Origin of the sequence: Pseudomonas sp., from assembly GCF_051660785.1 — a bacterium.
Taxonomy (GTDB): Bacteria; Pseudomonadota; Gammaproteobacteria; order Pseudomonadales; family Pseudomonadaceae; genus Aquipseudomonas.
On the sequence record NZ_JBOFQE010000039.1, the window covers coordinates 1 to 20,403 of the forward strand.

General features: G+C 58.8%; 11 protein-coding genes. 6 read left to right on the top strand and 5 right to left on the bottom strand.

What is annotated here, in order from left to right:
* The first annotated feature begins 248 nt into the window (after positions 1 to 248).
* The gene (locus ACRC4F_RS09215) at positions 249 to 467 is read left to right on the top strand and encodes a DUF2970 domain-containing protein (protein WP_438659021.1); all 219 of its coding nucleotides are present in this window, start codon (positions 249 to 251) and stop codon (positions 465 to 467) included.
* On the opposite strand, the gene ACRC4F_RS09220 is transcribed toward ACRC4F_RS09215, so the two are convergent.
* Positions 464 to 1,537, bottom strand: coding sequence for an ABC transporter substrate-binding protein (locus tag ACRC4F_RS09220; protein WP_438659022.1), 1,074 nt, complete (start codon positions 1,535 to 1,537; stop codon positions 464 to 466). The genes ACRC4F_RS09215 and ACRC4F_RS09220 overlap by 4 nt on opposite strands.
* A 523-nt stretch (positions 1,538 to 2,060) precedes the next feature.
* On the opposite strand from ACRC4F_RS09220, the gene ACRC4F_RS09225 reads away from it, so the two are divergent.
* Both ACRC4F_RS09225 and ACRC4F_RS09230 read left to right on the top strand, forming a co-directional pair.
* A complete protein-coding gene (locus ACRC4F_RS09225) occupies positions 2,061 to 3,719 on the top strand; it encodes a nitrite/sulfite reductase (RefSeq protein ID WP_438659023.1) in 1,659 nt (552 codons plus the stop codon).
* Positions 3,703 to 4,197: a DUF934 domain-containing protein gene (locus tag ACRC4F_RS09230; RefSeq protein ID WP_438659024.1), complete on the top strand. Its 495-nt coding sequence runs from the start codon at positions 3,703 to 3,705 to the stop codon at positions 4,195 to 4,197. The genes ACRC4F_RS09225 and ACRC4F_RS09230 overlap by 17 nt, the downstream gene beginning before the upstream one ends.
* 47 nt (positions 4,198 to 4,244) lie before the next feature.
* Here ACRC4F_RS09230 and ACRC4F_RS09235 read toward each other — a convergent pair whose 3' ends face one another.
* From ACRC4F_RS09235 to sohB, 3 genes are all read right to left on the bottom strand, one after another.
* Positions 4,245 to 8,018 carry a dermonecrotic toxin domain-containing protein gene (locus tag ACRC4F_RS09235; RefSeq protein WP_438659025.1) on the bottom strand — a complete coding sequence of 1,258 codons (3,774 nt, stop codon included), beginning with the start codon at positions 8,016 to 8,018 and terminating at the stop codon, positions 4,245 to 4,247.
* A complete protein-coding gene (locus ACRC4F_RS09240; RefSeq protein WP_438659026.1) occupies positions 8,015 to 12,880 on the bottom strand; it encodes an NEL-type E3 ubiquitin ligase domain-containing protein in 4,866 nt (1,621 codons plus the stop codon). The genes ACRC4F_RS09235 and ACRC4F_RS09240 overlap by 4 nt, the downstream gene beginning before the upstream one ends.
* A 131-nt stretch (positions 12,881 to 13,011) precedes the next feature.
* Positions 13,012 to 14,034 (bottom strand): protease SohB, encoded by a 1,023-nt coding sequence (sohB, locus tag ACRC4F_RS09245; RefSeq protein ID WP_438659090.1) that lies wholly within the window; start codon positions 14,032 to 14,034, stop codon positions 13,012 to 13,014.
* A 205-nt stretch (positions 14,035 to 14,239) separates the two neighbouring features.
* On the opposite strand from sohB, the gene ACRC4F_RS09250 reads away from it, so the two are divergent.
* The 3 genes from ACRC4F_RS09250 to ACRC4F_RS09260 all read left to right on the top strand — a co-directional run bounded on the left by ACRC4F_RS09250 (position 14,240) and on the right by ACRC4F_RS09260 (position 17,485).
* Complete coding sequence (locus ACRC4F_RS09250; protein ID WP_438659027.1) at positions 14,240 to 14,950, top strand: histidine phosphatase family protein; 711 nt, start codon at positions 14,240 to 14,242, stop codon at positions 14,948 to 14,950.
* 78 nt (positions 14,951 to 15,028) lie between these two features.
* The gene (locus tag ACRC4F_RS09255) at positions 15,029 to 15,343 is read left to right on the top strand and encodes an SCP2 sterol-binding domain-containing protein (protein ID WP_007946492.1); all 315 of its coding nucleotides are present in this window, start codon (positions 15,029 to 15,031) and stop codon (positions 15,341 to 15,343) included.
* 294 nt (positions 15,344 to 15,637) lie between these two features.
* Complete coding sequence (locus tag ACRC4F_RS09260) at positions 15,638 to 17,485, top strand: amidohydrolase (RefSeq protein ID WP_438659091.1); 1,848 nt, start codon at positions 15,638 to 15,640, stop codon at positions 17,483 to 17,485.
* A 154-nt stretch (positions 17,486 to 17,639) separates the two neighbouring features.
* On the opposite strand, the gene ACRC4F_RS09265 is transcribed toward ACRC4F_RS09260, so the two are convergent.
* Complete coding sequence (locus tag ACRC4F_RS09265) at positions 17,640 to 20,270, bottom strand: MGH1-like glycoside hydrolase domain-containing protein (RefSeq protein ID WP_438659028.1); 2,631 nt, start codon at positions 20,268 to 20,270, stop codon at positions 17,640 to 17,642.
* Positions 20,271 to 20,403 lie beyond the last annotated feature (133 nt).

Sequence of the window (20,403 nt, forward strand, 5' to 3'; positions counted from 1 at the left end):
CGACCAGAAACGGTTAATCGGGCATTTTTATGAGTGTTCACTCGGGGCCTCCAGGTACTTGGTTTGGTTCGCACCTCCAATTTCCCGGAAAAGCCCCGAGTGAACAACCTACAGAGAGATCACAGCTAGCTCCCACAGGTGTTTTGGGGTGGTCACAATTACCGGGTTCAACCCGCTCCCACAGGGTTTGTGTCGCCTCCAAATAGATTGTCTATGCTTACTTTTCACATATTGGTGACGGGGGATTTATGGACGATCCAGTCGACAACAAGCCGCCCACGTTCTGGCAGATGCTGCACAGCGTCATGGCGGCGGCGTTCGGGGTGCAGAGCGGGAAGAATCGGGCGCGGGATTTTACCCACGGCAAGCCGAGTCATTTCGTGATCCTGGGGATTCTGTTTACGGCGGTCTTTGCGTTGACGCTGTTTGGCATCGTGCAACTGGTGGTGCATCTGGCCGGGGTTTAGCGCATCAGGGTTTGCAGGCTGAACGGATAGCGATAGGACGTCGGCCGGCCCTTGGCCGACAGACGACGGAAGTTCACCCCGTAGTTCGGTGAGGCGCCCATGGCCAGCAAGCGTTTGGCCTGGTCCCTGTCGATCAGTTGCAGCAGCGGAATCAGCCGGTCGCGCCCGCCGTACTGCTCCAGATCCACGCCCCGCTCAAGGTCATGCAACTCCACCAGCGCCCAGCCGCCCAACGTGAAGTGCCCACCCAACAACACGCTCATGCGACCGTCAACCATCGCCTGCAGTGCGGCGGGCGATGTGTTTACCGCGCTGAACAACGCGTCTTTACCGGGCACTCGACCCGTTTCTGAAAACGCCTGCATGGCGCCAAACGCCATCTCGTCGTTGGCAGACCACACCAAAGAGACATTCGGGTAACGCTGGAACAGCAATTTGGCCTGCTCGTAGGCCCGCCCCCGGGTCCAGCCGCTGTAAACCAACTGGCGCAAGCGTACTTCCGGGTGCTCGGCCAAGGCACGCATCATGCCTTGCTCGCGCAGTTGCGCCGACGGTGTGATCTTCAGGCCGGAAAACGCCAGTAATTCGATGACCTGACCGGGCGCCGCCGGTGGATGCTGGCGAATCAGTTCCTTGAGCATCAAGTAACCGCCCTCCTCATCGTTCGGCACCAGACTGCCCAATCGATCAGGGCGCTCGCCCAGCAAGCTCTGTTGATTGGCCGTCAGCGAAGCGTTGACCATAAACAACTTCACTCCGCTGCCTTGGGCCAGACGCAAAATCTGCGGGGCAACGTACTGTTCGTTGACGAACACCAGATAGTCCGGACGATCGGAACCTTGCAGCGCGATTCGGGCCTGTGCCACAGCCAGTTCGGGCATGCGCTGGGAATAGAGAATTCGCAGGTCAATGCCCAGATCCGTGGCGGCCGCCTGCATGAACTGCGAGTAGCTGATCCAGAAGGCTTCATCCGTCTTGCCGGGACTCAGGAACAACACCGATTCCGCATGCGCAGCAGGGCCATAAGCCGCGCCAAGCATCAGCAGGAAGGTGTAGAAAAACTTCAACATTAACGTCCGAGCCCCCGGAAATTTCGCCGCGCATTATAGCCAGCGTAGTACTGGCAAACGGCGTTTATTCCGCTTTTTGTCCGACAATCGTCGGAACCGGGCCCGGACGGGGTCGGTTACTGATGGCTGACCCAAAAGACCGCAGTGCCCACGACCAGGATGATCAGGAACAGAATCGCCCAGGCATCGACCGTACTGTCAGGCTTTGAAGCTTTGGTAGGGTTGCTCATTGCATCGCCTCTTGTCGGTTTTATCGGTGATTGCATAAAGACTCGACCACAGTAAAGACGACGATTGCCCGTACGACAAATACGGGTTTATCAATAACGGTTCTCGTTAGTCGTTTTGGTTCTTTACATATACTCAAACATCACTTTTGCGCATAACTGCAAACTGGTATCTTGCCCCGGCTCCGTAGGGAGTGCGCGGCCGTGCGCGCAGAATTGCCGAGGCAGTATCGGAGACTTCAGCAAGCGAAAAACGCCACTGATCCGACCGGCCCAAGCCTGAGAACAGGACTTATATGTACGTATACGACGAGTACGATCAGCGGATCATCGAGGACCGCGTCAAGCAGTTCCGAGATCAGACCCGACGCTATCTGGCAGGCGAGCTGAGCGAAGAAGAATTCCGCCCCCTGCGCCTGCAGAACGGGCTTTATATCCAACGCTTCGCGCCGATGTTGCGGGTGGCGGTGCCTTACGGCCAACTGACTTCGCGCCAGACGCGAATGATGGCCAGGATTGCCCGCGACTATGACAAGGGCTATGCCCACATCAGTACCCGGCAGAACGTGCAGTTCAACTGGCCGGCGCTGGAAGACATCCCGGACATTCTCGCTGAACTGGCCACCGTGCAGATGCACGCGATCCAGACCAGCGGCAACTGCCTGCGCAACGTCACCACCGACCAGTTCGCCGGTGTCGCTGCCGATGAGCTGATCGACCCGCGCCCATGGTGCGAGATCGTTCGTCAGTGGACCACGTTCCACCCGGAATTCGCTTACCTGCCGCGCAAGTTCAAGATCGCCATCAACGGTTCGAGCTCTGACCGTGCGGCCATCGAAGTCCATGACATCGGCCTTGAGCCGGTGCACAACGCCGCGGGCGAGCTGGGCTTCCGTGTGCTGGTGGGCGGTGGCCTCGGCCGTACGCCGGTGGTGGGCGCGTTCATCAATGAATTCCTGCCGTGGCAAGACCTGTTGAGCTACCTCGACGCCATCCTGCGGGTCTACAACCGCTATGGCCGCCGTGACAACAAGTACAAGGCGCGGATCAAGATTCTGGTCAAGGCGCTGACACCTGAAGTCTTCGCGCAGAAAGTCGATGCGGAAATGGAGCACCTTCGCGGTGGCCAGACCACGCTGACCGAAGCCGAGGTGCATCGCGTCGCCAAGCACTTCGTCGATCCGGACTACAAGGCCCTGGATAACCAGACCGCCCAGCTGGCCGATCTTGACAAGGAACACCCGGGCTTCGCGCGCTGGCGCACCCGCAACACCCTGGCGCACAAGAAGCCGGGTTATGTGGCGGTGACCCTGTCCCTGAAACCGACCGGCGTTGCGCCGGGCGACATCACCGACAAGCAGCTCGACGCCGTGGCCGACCTGGCCGATCGTTACAGCTTCGGTCAACTGCGCACCTCCCACGAGCAGAACATCATTCTGGCCGATGTTGAACAGAGCCAATTGTTCGCGATGTGGGGCGAGTTGCGCGAGCAAGGTTTCGCCACGCCGAACATCGGCTTGCTGACCGACATCATCTGCTGCCCTGGCGGCGATTTCTGCTCGCTGGCCAACGCCAAGTCGATCCCGATTGCCGAGTCGATCCAGCGTCGCTTCGAAGATCTGGACTACCTGTTCGACATTGGCGAGCTGGACCTGAACATCTCCGGCTGCATGAACGCCTGTGGTCACCACCACGTTGGCCACATCGGCATTCTCGGGGTGGACAAGAAAGGCGAAGAGTTCTACCAGGTTTCCCTCGGTGGCAGCGCCAGCCGCGACGCCAGCCTGGGCAAGATCCTCGGCCCGTCCTTTGCCCAGGAAGCCATGCCTGATGTGATCGAAAAGCTGATCGACGTGTACATCGAACAACGTACCGAAGACGAGCGTTTCATCGACACCTATCAGCGTATTGGCATCGACCTCTTCAAGGAGCGCGTCTATGCAGCGAATCATTAAGAACAACGAAGTCGTCGACGAAACCTGGCACCTGTTGCCCAAGGATTTCAACATCGATGAGATCAGCAACTGCGACGACCTGATCGTCCCGCTGTCGCTGTGGCGTGAACACAGCCGTATGCTCCTGGCCCGCGATGGCGGCCTGGGCGTATGGCTGGATGCCGATGAAGAAGCCGAAGAAATCGGTGAAGACGTGGATCAGTTTAAGGTGATCGCCTTGAACTTCCCGGCCTTCACTGATGGCCGCAACTACTCCAACGCCCGTTTGCTGCGTGACCGTTACGGTTTCAAAGGCGAACTGCGGGCGATCGGCGACGTACTGCGCGACCAGCTGTTCTACCTGCACCGCTGCGGTTTCGACGCATTTGCCATTCGTGCCGACAAAGACCCGTACGAAGCCCTTGAAGGTCTCAAGGACTTCTCGGTGACCTATCAGGCCGCCACCGACGAACCGCTGCCGCTGTTCCGTCGACGTTGATTGGCGCACCTTGAACCCTGCGGGGTTCAAGGCTTTGCCTGCACACGTCAAGGATTGGCACGCGCTTCCAACGCCGCGAAAGCCGCCATCGGATGTTCAAACCGGCCACTGCTGCGACTCAATCGAGTCCACGTTTGCTCCGACGCATCGGCTTCCTGCAACAGTTGCCAGACTCGCTCCTGAAGCGCCAGGTAATCGACCTGAAAGTCGGGCGTCAGACTCAACCTGTCCATAACCGCTAAAAACCGTGTACCGGAAGGTTTGCCAGCCAGTCGTTGCCAAAGGGCTTGTCGGGACGCTTGCAACGCGGCATCGCAGTCTCGTAGCCACACCCTCGGCGAATCGAAGCCGGCTCCGGGGGCGGCAAGCCACAGATTGATCCCCGTCGCCTCTCGATGCCTGACCAACCGGCGCAGCGTGTCTTCGTCCGTTATCGGATTCCCCCATATCAGCACGTTATCGTCTGCGACTGCCTGATTCATCACCGCCGGTGGAACCCGGTTGATCCGGTTATCACGTAAATCCAGCGCCGTCAGATAGGGTTCTTCCTTGATGCCGATCGGGCATCGGGTTATCTGCGTATTCCTCAGGTTGAGCTGGCGCAATTCGTCCATGCCCAGCACCATGGGCGGCACACCTAACGGGTTATCGCTCAAGACCAGCGTCTGCAAACGGGTCAGCTCAAGCAGCTGTGAAGCGGTGCTTTCGGTGAACACCAGCTGGGTTGCTCGCAGGTTCAGTGAACGGAGGCGCCTTAACTGCCCGATTGCTGTCGGCAGCGAGCGCGGCTCAGCGCCACCCACGAAGAAATGGCGCATATCCACGCTGTCCAGATTCAGGATTTCCAGGTTTGGAAAGCTCTTGAGGAACCCGTCCAAACTGTCTTCCTCGGTCAGGTGGAAGCCTTGCATCAGTAATTCGGTGACGTCGTCGAACCGGGCGTTCAACTCCGGTAATCGATGATAGTCCTCGTAGTTCATATCCAGCGTGGAACGTGGCGCTCCGCGCTTTTGCCAGATGGCAATCAGGTCGTCGGCGAGCTCTCTCCTGAGCGCACGTTCGTCCTGCAACTCCTCGGTCAGAAGTTGGGTGTTATAGGTCGCGATTTGCTGATTACTCAAGCCCGCCGCAGCCTCATCTCCAATGGCGAGGAAGCCGAGGTCCATGTTGTCGACGTCTTCGGCGGCCTGATCTATCCAACCGTTCAAATCGGTGTTGAGTTGCTGCAACTGCTGGTTCAACCCATCGATGTAAGCCTGCGCGCCATTGCCCACGCGTTGCAGCGCTTCATCCGCCTGCGCGTCAGTGAAGTCGGGATAGATATCCTTGAGCTGCAACCTCATCATTTCGTGAGTCATCGCTTCGCCCTGCGGTGTCGTCGGATGGCCTCCACCGCGCAGCCCTTGCCGCTCGAAGGTCAGCCCTGTGTCCAGCCTTTGCAGACCGAGCATGGTTTCGTCGCGGGACAGTGCCCGATCGCTGAGGTTTTGCCGCAACTCACTGGCCGGGTCGCGCGACGTCAGTTGCAACGCCGAGCGCTCGTCGTCCGACAGCACGCCAAGTACTGCCTCATAGAAATCCGTTGGCTGGCCATGACGCAGATAACGGCTTGCGACCTTGATGATGCTTCGATAATGGCGGGCATCAAGGGAGCCGCAACGATCAAGTACCCGGCCAGAGGACGAACCGTCGAGGATCTCGATTCGCAAGTCTTTTGGCCAGCCAGGCAGATTCTTCAGTGAGTGAAACGCCAGCGTATCCGTCTCGGCGTTCACCACCGACCTCAAGTAAAAGCCTTCATAGGCCCGATTCAGGCGTACGTGCAGCTGGTACTGCCGTGCCTTGCTGTCCAGGCGCGCGAACAGTTGCTTTGCTTCGATAGCGTCAGGGATCTGCACGATGTCGATGCCATAGCGATCGAGCATTTGCTCGATCGCACTAGTGGGCAGGCTGGGGTATTCACGTTGAAACAGACGAACCCATTCATGCTCCGATTGCTGGAGCGCCTGGTAACGCTGGTTGAATTGAGCCGGATCCCCGGCTGGACCGAGATCCTGATCGATCTTGAATCGACTGATCGTGTCCGCCAACAAAGGCGTGGGTGGGCGACCGGTCTGCATCAACCGCAGCATGTCGTCATCAATCGCGCTGACCTTGCCAATCTGCGCCAGCACCTCATCGCTGAAAGAAGCTACCGAGGGGCCGACTCCACGGATGAGCTCGGTCCTGCTCAAGGGTACGGGCGTCGGGATGACGGCCGGCTCAGGTCCGCGCCCCTGCGCTACGGGTCCAATGTCAGGCTCGCGGGCGTGCTCTGCCACGGCACCGGCCTCGGCGGTTTCGCCCTTCAGCGCCACCCCCGCCCCTAACATCGGCAGCGCATTCAGCAAGCCAAATACCGTACGCGCCAGCCCTTCCGAGCGTTGGCTCGCTGTTTTGCCGTTGACCGCCTGATCCAGCCCGTAACCGGCATCAATCAGCCCGGCCAATGCCAGTATCCCCTCGCCTCCGGGCACGAACATGGCGAGCGGGCTAAATCGGTTGACCCATTGCACAACCGGTTCGACGAACGCGCTCAACTGATCCCGATTGACCTGCGCAAAGTCACGGATGGTCTGGATGTCCGACAGGGCGGCAGCCTTCATGGTCAGGACCAACCGGGCGAAAGGATCGGTTCCAACCGCCGGATCGTCGTAGCCAATGTACTCGTCCGGGTCCCAATAGCCGTCGTTGTTGAAAAAACCGGCATTGTTGCCCAACCAGTGCTTTTCCGGATAAAGCGCCATGCCCTCCAGCGCCGTCAGAACACCGGCGTGAAACGTACCGTCCTCTCGATCGTCTTCGGCAAAGTGACAGGCCAGGGCTTTTCTGGTCTCGTCGAGCTTGCCCTGCGCAACAACCCATTGCTGCAGGTGCGTGGCATCGGCGAATTCGTGCAGCGGGGAGGAGTTGCCGGGGATGTACAGCAGCACTCTGGCACTTGAAGTGTCACGGAAGGCCCAGATATCGGTCGCGGTGTAACGGTAAAGTTTCAGCAGGCCGAACTTGAGGGTTGAAGGCACGCGAGCGGGCGCCTGCAGTTGTTCGAGGGTCAGCGTTTCCCATGACTGACCGGGTGGCAAGCCTGCCGCCTGCATCGCCAGCGCCAGACCTTTTTCAGTCAGGCGCTGTTCATGAAACTGCAGCCAGGCCGCCATGACAAACGCGGCCTTGACCGATGTTCTCAATGCATAAGGTCGGGCCGCCACCAGCACGTCATCGGACGGCCAGGCCTGATCAAGATACGCCTTGTACACATCCTTCAAATTCAGCTCCCAGACCCACTGTTTGAAATCGGCGGGTCTGAGCTTGATCTGTGTCAGCGGCCCATACGCTTGCGGTGTGGTCTGCTGATAAATGCCCTCATAGGTATCGTGATTGCCGCTGCCCTCATCGGCGAATTCATCGACGTGCTCGACCAACCGAACCGCCGGCCCCACGTCCGGCGGGGTGTACAGGCCGAATGCCGTTTCCGCAAAACGGCCGTCACCCACAGTCTGGTAGTTGGACAGCAGGGATTGCAGCAACGACCGGGAACTGGCTACTCGCCCCTGCTGGACACCGTTTTCGGCGGGATGGCCCTTGTAGTTGTAATCGAGCGTGACCAGCACGACCGTCCGCGGATCGATACCTGCCCCCCATTTTTCCCTGATCATGCGCTCGCCGAACTGGCCGGGTGATTGCGGCAGTGCGACGTCCAGAATGGCCTTCAATTCATCGCGCAGTCTCGGCGTCGTCAAGGGGGCCGGTGCGGCAACTGCTTCGTTTGAAAGATCGTTCATCGGGATGCCTCCGAACCGGTGCTGGGGCCTGGAACTTGAGGTGCGGGGTGACGCAGCAGTGCCTGGGCGGTCATCTGGTTGACCAATTCACGACGTTCGTTCTTGAAATTGTCGAAAAGGGCATTCATGCGTTCGGTGGCAACTTCTCGGGTAAGTCCAGCCTCCCCTTCCAATTGCGCAAACGCGCGCACTGATCGATCCGAGATGTCACGAAACCGCTCTTGATACGTCACCTCCAGATATTCCACCCAAAATCCCTGAGTGATGACCCACTCGCGCAATGCGCTGCTGCGTTCCGCCGTGAGCACTTTCTGACAGGCCTGATCCAGCGTCGCCGGCGTAACCTCGACATTCCACCCGGAGGTCATCGCCCTGGGCTGAGCCGGCAAGTCCAGGCGCTCGGCCAACCCCACGCGATACGCCAGACTGATCTCCAGTGCGTTCGTGTAGGTTTTTGCTTGAGTTCCGGTGCGGGTGTTGATGTCGGCCAGTGCCAGCCCCTCGACCTCATGCAGCCGGAACAAGCCCCTGAGCAGCGTGATGAATTGTTGCTCCAGGGATGCAGTCCCGGTGGTGGCGGCGACCATCGCCCGGTAACACAGAACCTGCACTTCCATCTCGCTGAAAAGTGCCGAGTAGCCATCGGCGCTGAACCGCCCGAGTCGGGCAAGACGAAACAGTGAGCGTCGCAAACGGTCATCTTCGGCCGCCGCGTGAAGAACGTTCCAGACCCGCTGGCTGTAGTGGCTATAAAGACGTTTGTAATCGGCGGTGCTGGGGAGGTGCGCCAATACATTGAAAAACCCCATCGAATCCGGGGCGGAGCGCAATGACTCCCACACCGCACGCTTGGGCTGGGTTTCGGCCAGACTCAATCCTGCCAGCCACAGGGAACTTTGCGCTTCGTTCGAGGCAGGTATGCTGAGTCGACGATAGTCCGAAGCGATAACCCCTAGACTGACACCGGTTTTTTGCTGATGGGAAACGACCTTTTTCAAAGTGTCGGGTGATAACGGGTTGCCGTGCAGGTTGGTTCCTTTGTTTGGCACCGGATTGCCCTGGAACACTTCATCCGGGATCGTCTCGATCCGGTTGTCACGTAAATCGAGCTCGTGCAGCCCGGACAAACTGGAGGCGCCCTTCGGCCATTGAGTGATCCCGGTCCCTCGCAGGCTCAACCGTTCCAGGTGTAGCAGTTTGCTGACATCCGGTGCCCGCGTGAGGTGCGGATTGAACGCAAGGTCCAACGATTGAAGTCCGGTCATACTTGCCAATTGGCTTACCGAATCGGTTGTCAGCTGGATCAGGTTGTCACTCAGGTCCAGATGAACGAGCCTGGACATCGTGCTCAACGCCTGTGGCAACCGGGTCAAGTGGTTGCCTCTTAAGGTGAGACTGCGCAAATTACTGAAGTTTTGCAGGAAAGCATTCAGCCCGGCGCTGGCTCCCACGCCGTCCATCACCAGTCTGCCGACATGACTGAAGTCGCCGATAATCACCGGTAACTCCCCCATAGGCTGGGCGTCAAACGTCAGCGTACTGAACAGTTCCTCGCCGGTTTGAATAAACTCAGGCTCCCTGCGCCAGCAGCGAATGATCGCCTGAGCCGTGCGAAACTTGCTCAGCTTCGAGACCTCCAGTCTTGGGCCATCGGGCGCCTGATGCCAGGTTTGCCGGTTCACCCATAGGCTCAACCCTTGCCTGATTGCCTGAAATTCCCGCCGCATCGCCTCGAGTTTCTTCAGCACCACAATCACGTTTGTCCCCAACGCATTGACCAGCGTGTGGATTTGCGCCGGAGAATGCATCGGATAAAGCTCCAATGCCCGATGGACCAACACGTCGTGGCTGCTTTTGAGCGCCAGGCGTCCGGAAAATCCTGGCGACGCCGGCGCTATGGGTCTGTCAGCCAATCTCATGGGCGACAGGTAGCCTGGCCGCGAGGGTTGGGCCTCAATCACCCGGGCAATGGCTGTCCGCCGCGTCAAGGCGAGCTGCGTGATTTTCTGTCGCAATGCAACCCCGGCGTCGTCTGCTTGCACACCCAGCGCCGTTTTGCGCTGCGTCGAAAGTCCATGCCAGAGGGCCTGAAAATAATGTTCGCGTGTGCGTTTCGCGAAGGTGGTCGACGGCAGGATATCGTCGACAAACACGCTGTATCGATCGGAATGAACGTTGACCTGCACCTTCTCCGGGGCTTGGGCCGATCCGATACTGGCCGATTCGCTCTGGCTGCCTGAACGCTCGCGTATTTCAACCCGCACATCACCCGTCCAGCCAGGCAAGTGTTCAAGAGAGTCGAGTACCAGACGATCTGTGTGAAGGCCGCCCGCAGCGTTGAGGTACAGCCCTTCGTAAGCCCGACTGACACGCACGACCTGCAAGTAACGTCCGGCCTCCTCTGCCAGCCGTAACGGTACTTTGTCGGCATCCAGGTCGTCCCATTCGCCGTTTTCTGCGTATCGCACCAGCTCGTCGGCAATCGCCGCAGGCAAATCTATAAATTTCTTCATCAGCACCGCTACACGCGTATTGGCTGGCGCTTCGGTGCGTTGATAGACCCGTTCGAACAGCGCGAGACTGGAGCTTTCGGCTTGATCGGCAATGACCTTGGTCAAGGTCTTGGCCTGAGCCACCGAGTCCACCGTTGCCGTACTTAAAAGGGCTTCACGTTGAGTACGGCTCAAGGCTGATAACAGCGACGTGTGGAGTTGCCCTCTACGCAACGCGTCCAGCTGGAGGCTGATGATTTTTCCAGCCTCGACTGTGGTCGCGCCATAGAAACCGACTTGCCGACCGGCAGCATTGACCACGTTGATCGCGCAATCGGTCGGCCATTGGCTGGAGCTCGTCAGCAGATGCAATTGCAGATCCCGATCCGCCAGGGATACCGAGGCCGGAACACTCAGCTGCTCGATAAAACGGGTGACTGCGGCATCTGCCCGAAAGCGTTGTACGGTGTCGACCAGCAACGCCGGAGGCCTGCTTCGGTCTACATGGGCCTGGCGCAAAATATTGTCATCGATACCACAGACAGCCAGGATTTGTTCGGCGGCGGCATCAGGCAGGTCGTCGCTGGTATAGCCGAACCGGCGAAACAGTTTCAACGGGGTCCATTCTTGTGGAAGCTCAGAATCATGGCGCCAGGCCCCGACGTCGTTGGTTTCGAGTACGGGAAAATAGGTGCCGTCGTTACCTACCGGGGGCATCACCTCCCATAGATCCGTCGCCGCTTTTGGACGTACCGCATAAAGACCTGCATCGAGTGGAAGGTACGCTTGCCCGCCCACCCAGTGCAGTCCCCTGGCATCAGGTGCGAGGGCTCGGGGCAGTTGCCGGCTCTGTTGATAGACCGCCAGGTCCGGATTCCACAAACGACCCCGGGCGTCACCGCCCGCAACCTTTCTCAGGCGCTCGATGAAGACGGATGTCCTGATGGATTTGTACGCTCTGCCGACGGCCACTGAACCTGCTGCAAAAGCAGCCATCAGGATCAGGTTTTCGATGGTATCGAACAGATAATCCGTGGCCTGTTCTTGCTCGCCTCTGGACCAACTGGCGATGCCTTCATACACCTCCGACAGCAGCTGCATGACCGTCACTGCCAACAGGACATGGCCAACAAACGGCACAAACGATGCCCCGAACAACAGAATATTGATACCGATAGACTTGTAGGTCTCCAACCTGTCCAGCCTGGATTTTTCGTCTTCATCGTCCGTGGGTACAACCAGCAGCCGGGTATCGGCCATGACCTGATTTGCATACTGGCGAAAGATCTCCTGGAATATATCGCCTGATACATCGACACCGGACACGGACACATAAACACTGGACGGGGGAAGCGGAGAGGAACCGGGAGAAGTCAAGCCTTTATCAAGGGCTTGCAGAAACGCCGACTGTTCACCCAAGTTAATGTAGCGCAGGAAAAATTTGCGGAATGCGCTGGCTCTCAGCCGCCCACTCAATTCCACCTCGAAATCCTTGAACGACGCATATTCCTTCAATGGATGCAGCGGGTCATCCGGCAGATAGACCACGCAGCGATAATCGTCATCGTCATGCTCGCCCACAGGGCCGATAAACATCGCGCCATTGATCGTGACATCAAACATTTCCAACGCCTGATAACCCAGGGTGTTGTTGCCAAGCTTGACTGGCTGTTTTTCCTTGACGGCCTTCAACACTCGATGCATTTCTGCACTGATGGTCTCTTTCATCAGCGCGAGATGGCGGTGCACTTCAAAGTTGTTCATCGCATGCGCAACGTACTTGTTGTGCAATTCATTAACCCCGGTTGCCGGTTGAAACAGCGACTTGATATGGGCCTGGTATTGTTTTCCCAGATCAAGTTCCCGGCACAGTTCGGCAAACTCATGCGGCTCTATCGAAACTATTTTATTGCCAGTACCGGTTATTGTTTCGGGGATATAGATTAATGACGTGTCGCTGTAGTTTCCGGCCAGCGTCTCGCCAAGCTCAAAGTTTTCACAGGCCGCGGTGAGCAAATCCCGGTCAATCGGCAGGACCAGTTTCTTGCGAAGTCCCAGCAGACTGGAGGTTGAGCGTACGTGCTGGAAGATAACGCCTGTCGTATCAAGCGGTGTACCCAGCTTGTCCGACATGGCTTTGGCCAGCAACGGCGTGCAGAAATTTTCAGGCGATTTGAAGCCCTTCAGGAGATCGGCAAGTTCACTTCTTGAACGATGGCTGGCGATGAGCGTTTCATACAGTTCACCTCGCAGTTGACTTGAGGCTGTCAACAACCAGGCCGGGGCATTACTTTTAATCAGGTCGAAAAAAATACCCTGTTGATCTGGCGTTAATACAGACGTGTTTGAGTTTATGGGCAGAGAAGACATTGTGATCACTCGAAACTGACTAGGAACGCTAGCCTATCGAGCCCATTTTTTAAAAAGCGCTACATATATACCGCCGCAAAAAAAGGCCCCGTTCGCTGCATGACAATGAACGGGACCTTTGTTAGAAATTGTTACCAGAAGCGCTGCTGGGTCAAGCGGCTCCACCAACTCAGCAATACACGGTCGACCGAACCACTGGCCGCCATGCCGATACGCTCTTGCAGGCTTTTGCGTTCGGAATAATGCAAGTGGTACAGCTCGGACTTCTTCGCCCGCTCTGCAAGGTACTCGTCGCTGGTCTTGAGCTCGTCCACCAGCTGTTTGTCCAGCGCTGCGATGCCGAGCCAGATTTCACCGGTGGCGACCTCATCAATCGCCAGTTGTGGGCGATAGCGCGAGACGAAGTTCTTGAACAGCTGATGGGTGATGTCCAGGTCTTCCTGAAACTTCTCCCGGCCCTTCTCGGTGTTTTCGCCAAACACGGTCAAGGTGCGCTTGTATTCGCCAGCGGTCAGGACTTCGAAGTCGATGTCGTGTTTTTTCAGCAAGCGATTGACGTTGGGCAACTGCGCGACGACGCCGATCGAACCCAGAATCGCAAAGGGGGCGCTGATGATCTTCTCGCCGATGCACGCCATCATGTAACCACCGCTGGCCGCGACCTTGTCGATGCAGATGGTCAACGGCACACCGGCGTCGCGAATGCGCGCCAGTTGCGATGATGCCAGGCCGTAGCTGTGAACCATGCCACCGCCGCTTTCCAGACGCAGAACCACTTCGTCCTTTGGCGTCGCCAGGGTCAACAACGCAGTGATCTCGTGGCGCAGACTTTCAGTGGCCGACGCCTTGATGTCGCCGTCGAAATCCAGCACGAACACCCGGGGCTTGGCCTCAGGCTTCTTCTTTTGTTTTTTATCGGTTTTAGCCTGGGACTTGCGCAGGGCCTTGAGCTGGTCCTTGTCGAGCAAGGTTTGCTCCAGGCGTTCGCGCAGCCCTTTGTAGAAATCATTCAGTTTACTGACTTGCAACTGGCCGGCCGACTTGCGCCGACCTTTGCTGCGCAACGCCGCGAAACTGGCCAGGACCACCAGAATGGCGATCACCAGTGTCACGGTCTTGGCCAGGAAACTGGCGTACTCGGACAAAAACTCCACAGTGGCTCCTTCAAAACGATGCGCGGCTTGAAAACACACGCGGGACAACGTCAGCATACCCATGCTCCGCCTCGGCGGCCAGCCGGGAAACCTCTGGCAACAAGCCTGTAACGGGCATTTCAAACAAGCGTATGTTTTTTCATTGACAGGTCTCCGTCATCCTCATAACCTCGCCAAACCTTCAACGTACCGGGATGACGCGGACGTGGGCAGCATCTATCTGATTCGACATGGCCAGGCCTCCTTTGGTGCAGACGACTATGACGTCCTGTCGCCGACCGGTATTCGCCAGGCAGAAATCCTCGGCCAGCACCTTGCCGAGCTGGGTGTCAGCTTCGACCGCTGCCTTTCGGGCGACCTGCGCCGCCAGCAGCATACGGCCACCAGCGCGCTGGAACAGTTCGCTGCCGTGGGCCTGCCGGTGCCGACCCTGGAAACCGATTCCGCCTTCAACGAATTCGACGCCGACGCGGTGATCCGCGCGCTGCTGCCAGCCATGCTGGAGGATGAACCGGAAGCACTGGAGATCCTGCGCAACGCCGCGCAAAACCGTGTTGAATTCCAGCGCATCTTCGCCCTGATCATCGAACGCTGGCTGGCCGGCACCTATGACACGCCGGGGCTCGAAAGCTGGCTGGGTTTTGTCGAACGTGTTCAGGCCGGTCTTCACCGGATCCTCGAAAACGCCGACAACACTCAGAAAATCGCCGTGTTCACCTCCGGCGGCACCATCACTGCCCTGCTCCACCTCATTACGCAAATGCCTGCCCGGCAGGCGTTTGAACTGAACTGGCAAATCGTCAACACCTCGCTCAACCTGCTGAAGTTTCGTGGTCGCGAGGTGGCACTGTCTTCTTTCAACAGTCATGCGCACTTGCAACTGTTGAAGGCACCGGAACTCATCACGTTTCGCTGAGTCCGGACTATTGTGACCCTGGCTGTATTCACCCAGCTGTAATTACCCTGCTCTTATTACCCAAGAAAGGATCGAACCATGACCTCCGTAGCTGATGCCGTACAAGCAATGAAAGCCAAGTTCAACCCAGCCGCCGCTGCCGGTCTGGACCTGGTATTCGGTTTCCGCATCGACGACACCAAGAACTTCTCGCTGATCGTCAAAGACAGCACCTGCGAGCTGCAAGAAGGCGAAAACCCTGACGCCCAGGTCACTCTGGTGATGGACGGCGAAACCCTGCAAGGCATCGTCGACGGTTCGACCGACGGCATGCAAGCGTTCATGGGCGGCAAACTGCGCGCTGAAGGCGACATGATGCTGGCGATGAAACTGTCCGAGCTGTTCCCAAGCTAAGACGGCGGTTTCCGTCTTCGGAAACCTTCCTCGCTGCACACGAATCCCGCCCCTCGAGGCGGGATTCGTCGTTTTCCGCCCCTGGAAAACGGCTACCTGTGGATTTGCCGTCTATATTCCTTCTGGCCGCATGCGTCAGACATCGGCTGCTTGCCTCCCAAATGAATTGCGCGGAGCACTGCCATGAGCCCACCTGACGAGCACGACGGTTTCAACCGCCGACGTGTACTGCAAGGCCTTTCGGCAGGCGCCGTCGGTGCCTGGATCAGCCCGCTATTCGCAGGGAGTAAAACCATGCCCGACACCCCGGCCGACCTCATTCTGTACAACGGACGCCTGCACACCGTCGATCGCAAGAAACCCCAGGCCAGCGCCGTCGCGATCAAGGACGGGCGCTTCGTGGTGGTCGGCAGCGACGCCCAGGCCATGGCCCTGCAGGGCCCCGGCACGCAGATCATCGACTTGCACGGCCGCACGGTGATCCCCGGCCTCAACGACTCGCACCTGCACCTGATCCGCGGAGGCCTGAACTACAACCTCGAACTGCGCTGGGAAGGCGTGCCCTCGCTGGTCGACGCGTTACGCATGCTCAAGGACCAGGCTGACCGCACGCCGACGCCGCAATGGGTGCGAGTGGTCGGTGGCTGGAACGAATTTCAGTTCGCCGAGAAACGCCTGCCGACGATTGATGAGCTGAACAAGGCTGCGCCGGATACGCCGGTGTTCGTGCTGCACCTCTACGACCGCGCACTGCTCAATCGCGCCGCGCTGAAAGTGGTTGGCTACACCCGCGACACGCCGAACCCGCCAGGCGGAGAAATCCAGCGTGACGCCAACGGCGATCCCACCGGTATGCTGATCGCCCGCCCGAACGCGATGATTCTCTACTCGACCCTGGCCAAGGGACCGAAGCTGCCGCTGGAATATCAGGTCAACTCGACCCGCCAGTTCATGCGTGAACTCAATCGCCTCGGCGTCACCAGCGCCATCGATGCCGGTGGCGGTTATCAGAATTACCCGGACGACTATCAGGTCATTCAGCAACTGGCCAAAGACCAACAACTCACAGTGCGCATCGCCTACAACCTGTTCACGCAGAAGCCGAAAGAAGAGCTGACCGACTTCAAAAACTGGACCAGCACCTCCCATTACGGCCAGGGCGACGACTTCCTGCGGCACAACGGTGCCGGGGAAATGCTGGTGTTTTCGGCGGCAGATTTCGAAGACTTCCTCGAACCGCGCCCGGACCTGCCGCAAACCATGGAACAGGAGCTGGAACCGGTGGTGCGCCATCTAGTGGAACAACGTTGGCCATTCCGCCTGCACGCCACGTACAACGAATCCATCAGCCGCATGCTCGATGTCTTCGAGAAGGTCAATCGCGACATTCCGTTCGACGGCTTGCCGTGGTTTTTCGATCATGCGGAAACCATCACCCCGCAGAACATCGAGCGGGTGAAGGCCTTGGGCGGCGGCATCGCGATTCAGGATCGCATGGCCTTTCAGGGCGAATACTTCGTCGATCGCTATGGCGCCAAAGCCGCCGAACACACACCGCCGATTGCAAGGATGCTCGCCGAAGGCATCCCGGTGGGTGCCGGCACCGACGCCACGCGGGTGTCCAGTTACAACCCGTGGACTTCGATGTATTGGCTGGTCAGCGGCCGTACCGTCGGTGGCCTGGAGCTGTACCCGCAAGGTTTGAGCCGCGATACGGCGCTGGAACTGTTCACCCACGGCAGCGCCTGGTTTTCCTCCGAACAAGGCAAGAAAGGCCAGATCAAAGTCGGGCAACTGGCGGATCTGATTGCGCTGTCGGCGGACTACTTCCATATCGACGATGAAGCGATCAAATGGATCGAGTCGGTGTTGACCATTGTCGACGGCAAGATTGTCTATGGCGCCGTCGAGTTCGAAAAACTCGGGCCGCCAGCAATTCCTGTGGTGCCCGAGTGGTCGCCCGTGGCCAAGGTGCCGGGCCACTGGAAACCCTTGGCGCCCCTGACGGCGCAGGTGCATCAATGCGTCGGCGCGTGCGCGGTGCATGCGCACAGCCATGACCGGGCGCGATTGTCGTCAGCGCCGGTCAGTGACTTTCAGGGATTCTGGGGGGCGTTTGGCTGTTCCTGTTTCGCGTTTTGAACAAAGCCCTCACCAACACCGCCGATCACTGTAGGAGCCTGCTCGCGAAGGCGTCTTGTCAGCCGACATCAATGCTGAATGACAGGACGCCATCGCTAGCAGGCTAGCTCCCACAGGGGTTTTGCGTCGAGCAGAGATCTTCGTGATTTCGCAATCAAGGCTGCAACAACAGCGCAATCAGTGCGCTCCATCCCGTTTGATGGCTGGCGCCCAATCCGCGCCCGGTTTCCCCATGAAAATACTCGTGGAACAGCACCAGATCACGGCTGGCGGGGTCGGCCTGCAACTGCGGATACGCCGCCATTGACGGCCGATTGCCCTCTTCATCGCGAAGCACAAGCCGGGTCAATCGTTGGCTCAAGCTGTCAGCCACTTCTTCGAGCGACGCCAGAAACCCCGACCCCGTCGGGTATTCCACCGAAAAGTTCTGATCGTAATAACGATGAAACTCGCGCAGGGATTCGATCAGCATGTAGTTGATCGGCATCCACACCGGCCCACGCCAGTTGGAGTTCCCACCGTACAGGCGCGATTCGGATTCTGCAGGTTCGTAATGGGCACAGAGCCGTTCGCCATTGATTTGCAGGCCGAATGGCTGCTCGGCGAAGGCTTTGGACAAGGAGCGAATACCGCATTCGGAGAGAAACTCGCTTTCATCAAGCATGCGTTTGAGCAAGTCCTTGGTGCGCTCGCCACGCAACAGCGCCAGCAGCATGCGGTTGCCTTCGCCAGGTTCGGTCCAGCGTGAGACCAGGCTGGCGAGGTCCGGGCGATGCCGCATGAAACCGAGCAAACGCTCACGCAAGCCGGGTAGTCCTTCATGCTCGTGTTGCTCCAGCACTTGCACGGCAAACAGCGGCATCAGGCCAACGATCGAGCGCAAACGCAGCGGTTCATTCACGCCATCGGGGCGATGCAGGACGTCGTAGAAGAACTGGTCCTGTTCGTCCCACAAGCCTTGCGCATCGGAGTCGACCCGATTGATCGCCCCGGCGATGTAGAGGAAGTGTTCGAAGAACTTCACCGCAATATCAACGTACACCGCGTTACGCCTGGCCAGCTCCAGCGCGATGCGCATAAGGTCCAGTGCATAGGCGGCGACCCACGCCGTGCCATCGGCCTGGTCGAGCTGATAGCCGGGCGGCAACAGCGCCGAGCGATCGAACAACGCAATGTTGTCCAGCCCCAGGAAACCGCCCTGGAACAGGTTGCGACCTTCGGCGTCCTTGCGATTGACCCACCAGGAAAAGTTCAGCAGCAGTTTGTGGAAGATCCGCTCAAGAAAATCCATGTCTCCTGTTCCGGCCAGCGCCTTGTCCTGCTGATACACCCGCCAACAGGCCCAGGCATGCACCGGCGGATTGGCGTCGTCGAAACGCCATTCGTACGCCGGCAACTGACCGTTGGGGTGCATGAAGCGGTCTTTGACCAGCAGCAATAATTGATGCTTGGCAAATCCCGGATCGATCAGCGCGAACGCCACGGCCTGGAAGCCCAGATCCCACGAGGCGTACCACGGGTACTCCCAGGTGTCTGGCATCGACACGATGTCGAAGTTCGACAAATGGCGCCAATGGGTGTTGCGAATGTGCGTACGTCCGGGCGGTGGCGAAGGCTGGGCCGGATCACCGTCGAGCCACTGGTTGACGTCGAAGTAATACAGCTGTTTCGACCAGAGCAGCCCGGCCAGCGCTTGACGCTGAACGTTACGCGCATCCGCATCGTCGATGCCGGTTTGCAGGGCCGTGTAAAACTCATCAGCTTCACCGCGACGCCGTTCGAACAGCGCATTGGCGTTGACCCGAACCGCGCCGACGGGAGCGAACCGAAGGTACACGCATCGGCTTTGGCCCGCTTCAAACTCCAGGGTGAAGTGCGCCGCTACCCGGGTTCCAGCGTCATGGCGGATCGCATCGTCGTTGCCCGCGACCAGGAACTCATTGATGCCGTCCTTGAACGGACCACTTGCCGTCACGCCATCGAGTTTGGGGAAGTTGCTTTCGTTGTTGCAGAACAGCCATTGGCAGTCCTCCTCGCCCCAGGCGCTGGCCTGTCGATCGGCGAGTTGCGGGTGCCGGGCCAGGACCTCATCGCCGCTCAGCGTGAGGCTCGGTGACTGACCGTCCGCCGCCCAGCTCCAGGTGTTGCGTGCCCAGAGCTGCGGCAACACGTGCAGCCGTGCCGGCTGGTCGGACCGGTTGTGCACGGTGACGCGCATCAGGATGTCATCGGCGGCGTGTTTGGCGTATTCCACTGTCACGTCGAAATAACGGTTGTCCTCGAACACACCGGTATCGAGGATTTCGTACTCGGTGTCGGCCAGGCCACGGCGGGCGTTTTCGGCCACCAGGTCGGTATAGGGAAATTCAGCCTGCGGGTACTTGTAGAGCATGCGCATGTACGCATGACTTGGCACGCCATCGACGTAGAAATACAGCTCTTTGACGTCCTCGCCGTGATTGCCTTCGGCGTTGTTCAAGCCAAACAGGCGCTCTTTGAGAATCGGATCACGCTCGTTCCAGAGTCCCAGCCCCAGGCACCAGTGTTGAGCCTTGTCGGAGAAACCGGCCAGTCCATCCTCGCCCCATCGATAGGCACGGCTGCGGGCATGATCATGGGGGAAGTAACGCCAGGCATCGCCATCGGCGCTGTAGTCCTCGCGCACTGTGCCCCATTGGCGTTCGCTCAAGTACGGGCCCCATTCGCGCCAGGCTTCGGCGTCGTGGCCGGCGAGGCGCAGGCCTTCAGTGGTATCGAGGATGTTTGCTGCGTGCTTGGCCGTCATGGGGGGCGCCGTTGGGCTAGAGACGGTTGCAGTGTAGTGCCTTCACACACCGCGAAACTGAACACACGCTGTCGCAGCTGGCGAAGTCCCTGTGGGAGCGAGCCTGCTCGCGATAGCGGTCTGACATACAACA